Genomic DNA, 13,360 nt, shown 5'->3' with positions numbered 1-13,360 from the left:
AAGATTCTATTGAAGTAAATATATCAAATTTGGAAGAAGTCTGCAACGAGTCAAAAATAAACAATACAACAAATTCACAACCAACAACATATACTGCAAACGTCAAATAATATACTAACAATACAAATAAAAATGCAATCCAGTTAAAAGCCCGAAAAATATTGTTTCCGGAAAACATTAATGAAAACTTCAGCATACAAATTCTTCTCCACACCAAAGCCAGATATTAATTTAACTTTAAACAATACAATTCAATCTTTATTTTCTTTTGCTAAATTTGAGCAGCCAATAATTTTATTGTTTTTAAAAACATTTTATACGAACCAACTATATTCTCTAAAAAGTAACTTGCTATCTAACACCAGCTATATCTATGAAAATCAAAAAAAAATTATCACTGTTTATTATTATTGCACTTATAGTAGCAATTGCAGTAATTGTAACATATTATTCGGGGATTTTTGTACCGAATTACCTAAAACAAGGAAATTTTGAAACGTCAGTAATCGAGCGGGGCAATGTAGTTTCAGCAATCAACGCATCGGGAGTTGTCGAATCGGAAAATGAAGTGCTTATTTTAAGTCCAGCCACCAGCATTATTAAAACAATCCTGAAAGAACCCGGAAGTAGTGTTAAGGCGGGTGAGACGATATTGATTCTGGACAAAGAACAGGTTCAGTCCGATATTGAACGGCTCTCGGATGAATTGGAAGTTAAGAAAAACAACCTTGAAAAAAACAGATTAAATGCACAGGGCACACGGCTCGATCTAGGATACAATGAGGAAGTTAAAAAACTAAAAATCAGCTCGCTAAAATCGCAACTTGCGGATCAAAAACAACTGCTCGAAGTTGGGGGAATATCACCAGCCAGGCTAGAGCAGACCAAACAGGAAATAACACTTGCAGAAAAAGACCTTCAAACTCTTATTGAAAAAAACTCGATACGATTAAAACAACTGGCGGCAGATGAGAAAGGACTTTTACTTCAAATAAATATGGATGAAAAAGTTCTGAAAGAAAAAATGGAATTGTTAAATAAATTGACTGTCAGAGCTCCTTCTTCTGGTATTATTCTGGCAATAAACGGTCATGAAGGAGAGAAGGTAAATTCAGACCGGATGCTGGTTCGAATGTCGGATTTAACTACGTTCAAAATCATTGGGTCAGTTGAGGAGCAGAATGCAAAACAAATAAAAACCGGGAAACAGGTACTAGTAACAATAGACGATGAAACGCTGGAAGGTAGAATTGGAAATATTACTCCTTTGGTTGAAAATAGTAAGATTCAGTTCAACGTACATCTGAAAAACAGCAATCATCCCAAATTAATTGCCAACCAGCAGGTTCAAATAAAAATTATAAACAATTCAAAACAAAACGTTCTGCGTGTAAAAAAACTGCCTGAGTTTGAAAAAAGCGGAAGCTACAAGGTGTTTGTTATTGATGGAAACGAAGCAATAAAAAAGGAAATCAACATTGGTTTAATCGGCTATGATTCGTGTGAAGTGGTATCTGGATTAAATGAAGGAGAAGTAATCATTTCAGACGGAGCGAATTTTTACCGGCATTTGAATGAAATAGAAATAAAAAATTAAACAGCGAATTAAAATGAGGATAAAAACCGGCTTTTTGGTATTGGCTTTTTTAATTGTTTTAAACCCACTGTTTGCACAGACTGATACATTTAAATATGTATTAACTCTTGACGATGTTATTGCGATGGCTATTGAGCAATCGTCGGCCATAAAGTATGTTCAAAATAGAAACGTAAATTACTACTGGAGATACCGAAATTTTAAAACCAGATTCAGACCACAACTGGTTCTTTCAGGGGAATTTCCAAATTATTCAAAAACCACAAGTCCTGTCACCCAACCAGATGGGAGTATTGAGTTTAAACCGATTTCAAATCTTGCAGCCTCCTCAACTTTATCTTTAAACCAATCAATCCCCTCAGTAGGAACAAGTATTTGGGCCGGTACTTCGGCTTACGGGATCAGAAATTTAAAAAATGACGAAAACAGCTTCTCTGGTACTCCTTTTTCCATCGGTTTCCGGCAACCTCTATTTTCATATAACTGGATGAAATGGTACAAAAAAACCGAACCGATGATTTATGACGAAGCCCAAAAACAATTTGTTGAACAAATTGAGGAAATCGCACTCAACTCAACTCATCAGTTTTTTACTTACCTGACGGTACAAACAAATTTTAACCTGGCACAAACCAACCTTAAAAACAGTGAAGACAATTTGCGTATTTCACAAACAAAAAAAGAACTTGGACAAATATCTGACAATGATTACTCACGTATTGAGCTCTCAGTTTTAAATGCACAAAAAGCATTAAACCAGGCACGAATGGATTTAAAAAATGCTGATTTTGAACTTAAATCGTACATTGGACTTGAACAAACCCGCGATATCGAATTGATTATCCCTTTAAACATAACTCTGTTTGAAATAGACCCCGATCTAGCTCTTGAAAAAGCAAAAGAAAACCGGAAAGAAACAACCTATTTTCAACGCAGATTAATAAATGCCGACCGGGAGCTTGCAGAAGCTAAAAGTAGCACCGGTCTAAGCGCGACACTTCAGGGCAGTTTTGGATTATCAAACAGTGCTGATGAGTTTTTGGGCATTTATGATCATCCGGAAAAAGACCGAACAATGCGTGTTTCATTAAGCATTCCCATTCTGGATTGGGGGAGATCGGCATCAACAGTAAAATTGGCCGAATCGGAACGTGAAATTACCATTTACGATGTGAACAAAGACATTGAAGATTTTGAACGAGGGGTAATTGTGCAGGTTGAACAATTTGGCCTTTTAAAAGATCAGTTGCAAACCGCCAATGAAGCGGACAAAGTAGCAGAAAACGGATATAAAATAGCATTAAAAAAATTTCAAAATGGAGAGTTAAGCATCACCGATTTAAACATTGCACTGCAGGAACGCGAAAGTGCAAAACGCGATTATATCCGTTCCATCCAAAATTACTGGGTAGCTTATTACCGGTTGCGGGAATTGACCTTATTCGACTTTGAAATAAGGCAAAATATAAGGTATACGAATCCTATGTTGGAAGCAACACCAACTCCATCTGTTTTTTAAAAACATCAGAAACATTTTTTTTGAGTAGGTTAGATTTTGATGCTGTTGTAGATTTATAAAAGCAGAGATGATGATTGACGAGCAGCAAAATACAATTAACCAAGTAATTTCCTTTTTTTGATCCTCGATAGAAAAATTAATTCTGACATTACACAGCATCAGAAATAACCCTGCTGAGACAACTGGATACAAAAAAATGAAAGTCCTCCATGAGAGGTTTTTCATAAAAGAGGCGGTTATTATGCGCCCACAAAAAAAGGTGGACGCATAATTTAATTCAGTCAAGAACAATATTTATTGGCACCTGGTTGGTAACCACATCAAAAACCGGAGACATTTGTGTAAAAGCGTAAAGTTTCTCTTTCTGTTCTTCAGTTATGTCCCCATCTATTTTAAACTTCACACGAATTTGCTTGTAGCCGTTCCTTACCTGGTCATTCAATCCCAGAAATCCCTGAACATCCAGCTCACCTTCCAATTCTGATTCAACACTCTTCAGCTCGATTCCATTAGCCGCTGCATGAAGAACCATTGTGGTGGTCATGCAACCAGCCAAAGCATTTAAGACGTATTCTACCGGGTTGGCTCCTTCGTTATCACCTAAAAGGATTGGTGGCTCTCCATTATCAAAAACAAACGCTTTTTTTCGCGAGGTATCTTCTTCACCGCCGCCGTAAAAGTCTCTAATCGTGCTACGGTTATGTCCACCACTCATCCATTTATTTCTTGCCCGGAATTCAAAATAGGCCAAAGACGGATCTTTTTGCAGCGCCTGAACTGTTGTTACAATTTCTTCTGATTTAAAACCATTAATTTTTTTTGTTAAAGTTTCCATTTTTAAAAATTTAGATTAAACATGATGCCATTTCTTTTTCACACGGCATGCCACTAACTATAAAAATATGTCTATCAGCATATTACAAACAGAAATAAAAAAAGCAAATACTGCGAAAAGTCGTATTATTACGAAATTTCGTAATTTTATTTACGAAAAGTCGTAGATAAAATGGAATCAAAATCACAAAGGAAAACTCCTTCTTTAATATCTCTGAAAAGAATTTTTGAAGGAACATCAGAATTTACCGGCCAATTATTTTTCCGTTCGCTGGTAAAAAGTCTGGCCGAGGTACTTCAGGTTTATGGAGTATGGGTTACTGAATATAAAACAGAAGAAAACAGGCTTAATGCTTTGGCATTTTGGCTGAACGGAAAGTTTATTGAAAAATATGAATACGATGTAAAAGGTACGCCATGTGAACCGGTACTCGGAACTAAACAAATTTGTCATATTCCCAATAATGTAATTAAATTATACCCGAGCGACCCGGATTTACCTCCCTTGGGAGCAGTTAGTTATATGGGACTTGCACTGAGAGGTGAAGACGGCAGAGTATTAGGTCATTTGGCTCTATTGGATCAGAAACCAATGAAAGAAATTCCTGAAGTGTTTTTGATATTTAAAATTTTTGCCAGCCGGGCACAGGCTGAAATAAGAAGAATACATTACGAAAATCTGTTAAAACAAAGTGAAGCAAAAATAAACCGGCTGCTAAACGGGACAATGGATGCAATCCTTGAGTTAAATTCAGACCTTGTAATAATCCAGGCCAATGAAGCTGCATTTAAAACATTCGAGGCGGAAGAAGACAATTTTTTGAATAAACAGGTCAGTAATTTTTTGGGAAAAGATTCCTTTCAAAAAATTCTAAACACAACCCCTTTTCTAACAACAGGAAACGAACAACCTGCTTCTGTTTGGATACAGGGGCATCTTAAATGCTTGAAAACTAATGGCAATTTCTTTCCGGCTGATGCGACTCTTTCGCGGTACGAATATGAAAATAACATTTTTTATGCACTATATATTCGGGATATTAATGAGAAACTACAGAACAAAAAAGAGATAAGAAAACTTACTATTGAAACATTTCTGTTAAAAGAGCAATTCAGCGATCAGCTATCAAATAATCTTGTGGGTAAGAGTGATGCATTGAAAAATGTCTTTGTTCAGATTAACCAGGTAGCTCCGACAGATTCAACAGTACTTATTTTAGGAGAAACAGGGACGGGAAAAGAGTTAATTGCCAAAGAAATCCATAAACGAAGTAATCGCCGGGATAAAACTTTCATTGCTGTTAACTGCGCAGCATTACCTTCTGATTTGATTGAGAGTGAATTATTCGGGCATTCAAAAGGAGCTTTTACGGGAGCCACAGAGAACCGAGAAGGTCGCTTTTTATTAGCTGACAATGGGACACTTTTTTTAGATGAAATTGGCGAATTGCCACTTGCCTTGCAAGCTAAGCTGCTTCGGGTTGTTCAGGAGGGTGAGTTTGAGCCTGTTGGAAGTTCAATATCGCGAAAAGTAGATGTACGAATAGTAGCTGCAACACATCGCAATTTAAAGGATGCTGTTAAAAATAAAATCTTTAGGGAAGACCTGTTTTACAGGCTAAATGTTTTTCCGATTTCTGTGCCACCATTGCGTGAACGCGGTGTGGATATCTTATTGCTGGCTGAAACTTTTCTAAAAAAATATTGCGGTAAATACGGTAAAAGCAAGCTTCATTTAAACAACGTAAACAGACATGAACTTTTGCACTATTCCTGGCCGGGCAACGTAAGGGAGTTACAAAATATTATAGAACGGGCGGTTATAACTGCACAAAGTGGAAATCTAAATATTATACTTGATAAGAATAATAATTCGCGAAAAACAGACACAAAGAAACCTGACACTGTTGTTACCTATGATGAAATGAAAAAGATGGAAATAAACAATCTTCAACTTGCTCTTAAAATATCCAGCGGGAAAGTTTTTGGTGCTAATGGAGCAGCGAAATTGCTGGGAATTCCACCTACAACACTTAATTCAAAATTAGCAAAATTTGGCATCAAACCGGGTAATAACTATTTGTAGATATGGAATTATCAAATATTATTATTCAACTATTTGATTCCATCATTTTTTTTCATCATATCTGAAATTTCTGATAACAAGTTTCCTTTTGTAAATTTTAATTCTTGCAACAATGGGTTCCTTTTGATTCTATGTGAATTAGTCAAATATCCAAAGGTATTTTTCTATAAAAGCAATTTCGCAGCAATTCAGCATTGTATAAAAGGCTTTCCCTTTTACCAGAGGCTGTTCTTTTTTAAACAATAATTGTTGCTAGGTGAAATATGGCATTGGAGTCACGGGTAGCATCTGCCAACGCCTCAGTTTAAAAAAATTGACGGCTACGGATGAAGTTCTTATATCATGTAATTGTCTTGATTTTGCTTTGCAGTATGAGATAGTCCGGTAACAGAGCAGGCTTCCCCAAAGAGCATTTTAACCATTCTCTTCTCCGGTACACCGGTAGCTCCTGTTATTAAAATGTTCATTGCGGTGCTATTTTTTTTAAGTATTTGGTTAATTATTTTAATTACAAACATTCAGTCGTTTTATTCCTGATTTTACTAACCAACAATAATTTAGTATCCGTTCTTTTATTGTATAAAAATATCCGCCTAAAATGGAAATAAAATTATTTGTGTATACTCGTCACGGTTAAGCTCTCTTTATCAGAACTAATTTTTAAAAATTCCAAATCATCAATTGTTTTTTTGATTACAATGTCATAACTTGTTTAAATAAATACAAACGGGTATTAATATCACCATTAAATCAAAACACTAATATTTAGCGCGATAGATAATACCTGGTCTTCATTCTGAATAAAAATATTTAAAAATGAATAATTTGTAAAAGCTTTGGATTTAGCCAAAGCCCAATGCATTTATTTCCAAATCTGCAGAAATGAATAAAGAGATAGAGGCGCGTCTTAAAGAATTAAAAGAAGAGTATAAAAAAGGTCAGGAGCGGTTAATTGTATTGGAGCAGGAAACCACCAACCTTAGTAATACTATGCTTCGCATTAGCGGGGCTATTCAGGTATTGGAAGAATTAATTGGTAGTGATGTATCTGTAAACTCAAAAGATGCAAATCATGATTTGGAAACGGCTAAAAATTCTGAAAAATAATCGTGATTTTTTGGGACTTGAGGTTCTAACATCAACAAATATCTATGCCAAATCCAGTTTCTAACATACCAATTTTGTTATTTCCACTAAAACTTGAAACGAGGTTTGTGGGAGACGAACTATGGATTAGAGTTTTCCCCGATGCTGTTTTTTTACAAAGCCATAATCCCAATCTTTCTAAAGAGGAAAAAAAAGATGCTGAAGCATTTAAAAAACTAACCATAAAAGAGCAAAAGAAACAAGCATGGGAGGAATTGGTCTCAAAATATGGTGTATATCGTTCTTCCTGGATTGTCCAAATAAGTGATAAAGAATTACAACAACAGGAAAACAACAACGATTTTACGGACCATGAGCCCTCTTTTTATTTTAAGTGGTTGCCCGACAGGTTGGTTTTTTATGTGTACAAAGAGGGCGAGCAAAAGCCAACTTATAAAGAAGATGGTTCTGTTATTGACCGTAACGGGCTATCAGTTCTGGGAGAAGGAGATGAGTGGCTGCAGGATTTTGACAAAGCCATTCAGGCGGGTATGGGAATAAAAATCAAAATTGACCCGGCAGATACAAAATTTGAAAAAGTAATTGTCAGCGGGTTCCGGTACGATGAAAATCCAATGACCCCGGCCAAAGGCCTGGCCGATTTACTTAAAAATCATCAATACACTGAAGGATTCTCATTTTTAAATTATGGTACGCCAACCAACAATACTGAAAATGTAAAAAGTGGACATTCTGCAAGAAATGAATTTGAAGTAGCTGATAGTTATAAATATACGGTAGAAGGACTAAATCTTGAAAGAGAAGATGAAACTGCAACGGTTCCAAATATCCATGCTGTTACATATGGAAAGTACCTTGGCAAAGGATTGGGATTTGAAGGCGACCTTCTAAAACATGTTCAGCATGCCGATGAAATACCGCCATTGCTTAACGAGCTGGTTCAAAAAGCCAGTTGGTTTGCTTTAGGAGCTCAACCACTTTTTATGCTTTTGGGGAACCAGTTAAGCAACAAAACCCATGAAAAAATATGGCAGCACTACTCAAAATATGTAAAAACCAGGGGTTTATATTCGGCGTTAAAAATCGGTAATCAACCATACGGAGTTCTTCCTGTGATGAATATCAGCAACGTGTTCTTACCGGAGAACAGAGATATACGTGAAAGTGACAAGCTATTTGATAAAATGTTGGTCCTTTTTGCACAATTGATGAAGCGATGGCTTTTAATGGCAAAAAATCATAAACAGGTTCCGCGCTTGCTTGGCGGCGACACACCTGAAGAGATCCTTAAAATACTGAGTATGCAGGAGAGTTCCGGCAGCTGGCATATTCGCGCATTGGAATATAAGGCCTTCAAAAACAAGTTATACGGATTCCTTCAAAATCACCCATCTCCTACTTCAATAAATTCTCTAAAAGGAATGGGGGGAGATTTCGAAAATGTTCAGGAAAACGTAACGTCGCTTGCCGGTTTATTTAATTTGGATGAAAAGGAATTTTCAGCACAAATTGATCAGTTCCTTCGCGCTCCCATTTTAAGTTTTGCCGACGGAAACACAAATCTTGTTGGATTTGAAGATGGAAAAGCTATTCTAACAGATCAGGAAGGGAAAAAATTAACAACCGGCAGTACTGATAGTTTTTCATTTGCGGAAGAAGACCCAGGGAAATTTCAGGATTTTATAAACTCTATTAAGAATCAAAAGGGAAATGAGTTAGTGCAATACAAAGGCGATCTAAGTTTATTTACGGATCTTTTTGTAAGAAGCTACATCAATGCATGTCAATTGTATTTCCGTGAAATTATTTTCGAACCTGAACTTGCAAATGAGTTATTAGCCAGCCAGAGATTCAAAATTTCTTCCATAGAAAAACCGGAAGGTTCAGGTATTGCAAAAGGGGATGCTGTGGTCACCATCGAGGGAGCAAACTCAAAAGGCGTAACGATTTCAGCGCCGTTTGATGGGACAATCACAAAAATACTGGTACAAGCAGGCGAAAATATTTCGCCTGGTACTCCCCTGTTTACCCTGAAGGATGAAATAAAGTTTGATAAAATGAAAGCTTCATTTATCAATATGGGGCAGGAAATCATAAACTCAATTCAGGCCATTCCTGAAGGTAAAGAGCAAAAAGAAGCGCAAAAAATAGCCATTGGCGAAGCAGTCGACTTAAACAGTTATCGTTTGGATGCATGGATTTCCTCTTTGGCAGCCCGTAAAATTGAAGAACTGAGAAGCAATCCCAATCATGAAAAGGGTATCTATTTTGGCACGTATGGCTGGATTGAAGATTTGGAAAAAGATGCGACTCCGGTAAATCCTGAATCGCTTACTGACATTTATCGCGAAGCCGGCGGAATTATTCACACTCCCGGTGTAGCACAAACCATTGCCTCTTCCGTTTTTAAGAATTCTTTTTTGTCACATAAAGATGAAGAGCAAAGCAATCCGTTTGCTGTAAATCTGACATCAGATCGTTTACAAAAAGGAGAGTTCTTACTGGAAGGTATCCGCCAGGGACAGCAACTGGAGGCACTTTTAGGTTACCAGTTGGAGCGCCATCTTCACGAGAATAATCTGCACCGGGAGATCTATACACTAAGAGAGAAATTTCCTCTTTATGAAAATGCAACCGGAGAATCAACCGGCTTTGTGAATTTAAGCGTAATTGATGGATTAAAAGCGATTAAAAATAAAGAAAGCCTTCCTGCGGAAATCAATGCCCAGGTGAAAGAGCAGGTGAAAAAGCAAATCGAAAAGCTGGAAGATTCAATGGATGCCAGCCTGGACACTCTCTTTTATGAAGCAGGTTACCAGGTAACACAAGGGAATTTAACGCGGGCAGCCGCTGCTATCGATGCTACCAAAGGCGAAATTGAACCACCGCAAATAGAATCCCTGAAAACAAAAATTCCGGGAACCGGGATCAAACACAAACTGGTTATGATTTTTCAACCCGGTACCGAGCAATTCACCATTGAAAATACACGCGCTTTTGCAGAACCTAACCTTGAAAAATGGTTGAAAGAGAATATCGGATCAATGGAACAAGTAGCCTGTTTGGTGGAACTTCGCAATATCCAGAATGATAGCCTGGAAGACACAGTAGAAGTCACCTTAAAAAATCTGAATATCAGCTACCTGGACTTTTTCTACCTGAGTGAAGACCCGGTTTCCGATGGCGCCGGCGAACTGGAATTACGAATACGAAATGCAGTGGTGCAACAAAAAGGAAATTTATCTGAGAAAACAAAATATGTAATTACGGATACCCGTCCCGAAAATAGTCATTCACTGGCTCAGGCGCTTGAGGTTGTAAGAACTGCCAAAGTATTGCTAAACAAATGTCGGTATTTAAAATCGGATGATTTGACGATGGAAAGTGAAACCACCCGGTACAACAGGAAAGCCCTGGATGAAATAAAAGATAAGCGATTAATTCCTGTTATAGACCATTTGAAAGCAATAGCTGCCTCTGATTTGACGCAAAAACGCGTGTTACAATTCCTGTCAAATCTGGATTTTGAACCGGCTAAAACGGCTTACCTTGAAAATACTTCGGTGGACACCGGGAAATTGAAAAATGCAATTGAAACAAAAATAACATCAGCTGAAATACTGCTTTCGAAATACGATTCACAGAGTGTTTTTAACAACGCTTTTGGATTGTTACAACAGGTTGCCGGAATTCTTTTCGGAGAAACGTTTATTCTTTTACCTCCTGCAGTTGGTTCTGCTAATTTCAACGAGGTGGTCAATAGTAAAAAACAACAACTTCTGGTTGGCAATTCGGCCGATAATGATGCGGAACACGTGTGGGGACAGGAACGCATCAAAAACTGGATACAGGGCATTGCCCAAATTCACGAAAATTCAGAACTGTTTGAAGATTGGCTGTTAGTCAAAAGTGTATGGAATCATACTATGGGATTGGTAACGGAATCACATTACACGGTTGTTCAGGGACCTACTTTATTACAATATCCGTGGATTGCGCTATCAAAACAGGAAATCGATCTTCTGGCGGAAAAACAATTTGATTCACAATCAATTTACAAAGATTCAATTACAGGTGAAACCTATCCCTTGTCAGATGACACCTATTATCCGGAAGGTAGTGAAAGTACCGTTTTGTACGCACACAAAGATCTTATGTTAGAAAACCCGGTTTTTGGATTGGTAATCGAAGAATTCTCCGAATACATTCCCAATGCCAAAATGAATACAGGACTAAGCTTCAATTATAACATCCCGAACAACGAACCACCACAGGCACTTTTACTGGCTGTTCATCCCAAGGCAGGGCAAGAGAGTGATTTCTTCTGGGCGGAAGACGATCTCAGAGATATTATTTACGACACTATGGATTTGTACAAAATACGAATGGTGGATCTGGATGCAATTCAGGAATATGGTTATGTTTTGCCAATGACTTATTGGTTTAATATTCCCGGAAACAAGTAAAAAAGGCATGAGTTTATACTTTAAAATAAAACGAAATCTGTTTCCTGTTGAACAGGGGATGCCAGGTTTTATACCGCAATTCAGGTTGGAAGGGCGTTCCAGAAGCGGTGATGATGAATCAGGCCTCGAAATGAGAACTGCCGATCCGTTGTGGATGTTGGGACGGCAATGGCAGTTTGGTGAATTTAAAGGCGAAGACAACGGTTCTCCTGTTAGCGCTAATGCCAATTTCAGAAAGGAAATGCTTAATTTTTATTCCTTTCTGAACTCCGAATCGAAAAAAGAAATTGGAAATGTTCCGCTGGAAGCACGGGTGGAAGCAATGGAAACTCGCCCTGTGAACTTGCGTGATAACGTGCGGATTGGACAAAAGTTTGAAGAACTCATTAAAACAAATTTTTCAACAAGTGAATCTGAGAATTTTATAACGAAACTGAGAACAGAATTTCCACTAAATCAGGATGAAAAGACAGATCAAAAATCACAACGTTTTTTTAATCTGATGGTTGGAAATGTGATTAACGGAGGAAGTTTATGGGAAAGTATTCTGAAAAATAAATTTCCAACCGGAGATCTTACAGCATTGGAAACTGTAACAAATAAACTTAAAAACTGGTATCAGGAGCTTTACCTGCCAGCCGGAGAGAAATCTTCGTGGCAATCAAAAAATCTGGTTCATCAATTTAATGTTCACGGTGAAAAAGAAATCCAATTGAATGCCCCTGATTATCAAAGCGGGCATCTCGACTGGTATTCTTTTGATGATTCCAAAATAGGTGTCAATCCAACTGAAAACGCTTCTGATTCGGATGGTTTTATGCCAGTGCGGGTGTCGTTTGCCGCCATGCCCGATAAACGGTTGTATGCTTTTGAAGACAGTAAACTCGATTTGTCTGGAATGGAAGTCGACCAGTCAGACCTGGTAAAATTAATGATTATCGATTTTTCGCTGGTTTCTGATAACGACTGGTTCTCTATTCCTTTCGAAATGAAGGCAGGTGAAATATGTTGGATTAATTATATCACGGTAAGAGATGTTTTTGGAGTTACAACCACTATTAATAATGATAAAAATACTGGTCAGTTTTTAGATGCCAACCCGCTAAAAGTGTGGGATGCATTCAAAATCAGGCCATCGGATTTGCTGAGGGAGAGAGGAAAAAACAATCGGGAACTGTATAAAAAAGAAGAGCAATTTATCTACTTGCCGCCTGTTACAACATTTCGACAGGAATCGCGTCCGTTGGAAGAAGTTCTTTTCCTGCGAGACGAATACGCAAATATGGTGTGGGGAATTGAAAAAATAGTTTGTAATAAACTGGGAAAACCGGTCAATGGCTATGATTATCATTTGGAAATAAATGGCCCCTTCATCAATCCCGAAAAAAGGGAAACTGCAATGCCGCAGTTTCGACTGGCAACCCAGGTTCCAACAAACTGGATTCCTTATTTGCCTTTTCATATTGAAAATAACGACAGTAATATCGAACTGCGTCGCGCAGTAATGTTGCGAAACGAAGCAGATACTGAGCCTGCTGATATCGAACCGTTATCTATACTGGCCCAAAACGATTTATTCTCGATCAGGGAAGAAGCCATTCCCCGGGCGGGTGTTCGGGTACAATTGACCAGGCAACGGGTACGGGGAGCCGATGGCAAAACCTACATATGGCTTGGCCGAAAAGTACTGGCAGGCAGAGGAGAAGGGAGCAGCGGGTTGAAATTTGACCAACTGTTGTCTTGATGATTGA

Annotated in this window: 7 protein-coding genes; 6 read left to right on the top strand and 1 reads right to left on the bottom strand. The window is 37.8% G+C overall.

What is annotated here, in order from left to right:
- Positions 1 to 373 precede the first annotated feature (373 nt).
- Positions 374 to 1,597: an efflux RND transporter periplasmic adaptor subunit gene (locus GM418_RS14675; RefSeq protein ID WP_158867580.1), complete on the top strand. Its 1,224-nt coding sequence runs from the start codon at positions 374 to 376 to the stop codon at positions 1,595 to 1,597.
- Between the two features lie 13 nt (positions 1,598 to 1,610).
- Positions 1,611 to 3,116, top strand: coding sequence for a TolC family protein (locus GM418_RS14670; RefSeq protein WP_158867578.1), 1,506 nt, complete (start codon positions 1,611 to 1,613; stop codon positions 3,114 to 3,116).
- Between the two features lie 277 nt (positions 3,117 to 3,393).
- Here GM418_RS14670 and GM418_RS14665 read toward each other — a convergent pair whose 3' ends face one another.
- Positions 3,394 to 3,951: an OsmC family protein gene (locus GM418_RS14665; protein WP_158867576.1), complete on the bottom strand. Its 558-nt coding sequence runs from the start codon at positions 3,949 to 3,951 to the stop codon at positions 3,394 to 3,396.
- Between the two features lie 171 nt (positions 3,952 to 4,122).
- On the opposite strand from GM418_RS14665, the gene GM418_RS14660 reads away from it, so the two are divergent.
- From GM418_RS14660 to GM418_RS14645, 4 genes are all read left to right on the top strand, one after another.
- Complete coding sequence (locus tag GM418_RS14660; RefSeq protein ID WP_158867574.1) at positions 4,123 to 6,036, top strand: sigma-54-dependent Fis family transcriptional regulator; 1,914 nt, start codon at positions 4,123 to 4,125, stop codon at positions 6,034 to 6,036.
- Between the two features lie 882 nt (positions 6,037 to 6,918).
- Complete coding sequence (locus tag GM418_RS14655; RefSeq protein ID WP_158867572.1) at positions 6,919 to 7,143, top strand: hypothetical protein; 225 nt, start codon at positions 6,919 to 6,921, stop codon at positions 7,141 to 7,143.
- Positions 7,144 to 7,250: 107 nt separating this feature from the next.
- Positions 7,251 to 11,609: a lipoyl domain-containing protein gene (locus GM418_RS14650; RefSeq protein ID WP_158867570.1), complete on the top strand. Its 4,359-nt coding sequence runs from the start codon at positions 7,251 to 7,253 to the stop codon at positions 11,607 to 11,609.
- 7 nt (positions 11,610 to 11,616) lie between these two features.
- Positions 11,617 to 13,353, top strand: coding sequence for a hypothetical protein (locus tag GM418_RS14645; protein ID WP_158867568.1), 1,737 nt, complete (start codon positions 11,617 to 11,619; stop codon positions 13,351 to 13,353).
- The last annotated feature ends 7 nt before the right edge of the window (positions 13,354 to 13,360 follow it).

It is taken from the genome of Maribellus comscasis (assembly GCF_009762775.1).
Classification (GTDB): Bacteria; Bacteroidota; Bacteroidia; order Bacteroidales; family Prolixibacteraceae; genus Draconibacterium; species Draconibacterium comscasis.
The sequence above is the reverse complement of the archived record's forward strand: the minus strand, read 5'-3'. Positions and strand labels throughout refer to the sequence as shown.